The sequence below is a fragment of the Pseudoalteromonas sp. 19-MNA-CIBAN-0066 genome (assembly GCF_040308705.1).
Lineage (GTDB): Bacteria > Pseudomonadota > Gammaproteobacteria > Enterobacterales > Alteromonadaceae > Pseudoalteromonas > Pseudoalteromonas nigrifaciens.
Window position 1 is genome coordinate 1 of sequence record NZ_JBEONZ010000431.1, and the last position, 235, is coordinate 235.

Annotated in this window: 1 protein-coding gene; it reads right to left on the bottom strand. The window is 39.6% G+C overall.

Going from position 1 to position 235, the window contains the following annotated elements:
• Window positions 1–230 (bottom strand): MFS transporter (locus AAEZ18_RS19705; RefSeq protein ID WP_352256143.1); only part of this gene is annotated, 230 nt, incomplete at its 3' end.
• Between the last annotated feature and the right edge of the window lie 5 nt (window positions 231–235).

The window sequence follows — 235 nt, forward strand, 5'->3', positions numbered from 1 at the left end:
GGTCGGTAGCTACCGTATTTTGTATGAGTGGCATCGGTCAGGGCGCCCATTATTGGGTCTGTAACTGCATCAATGACTCTGACGACTAAAAAAAGGGTACCAACAACAGCAGGCGAAATACCAAAAATGTCGGTGTAGAAAAAAGTTAAAAATAGCATTACGGTTTGAAAAATAATATTACTGGCCGTATCACCTAGGCCATAAGCTATTTTTTCTTTTTTACTCAGCATAAAAG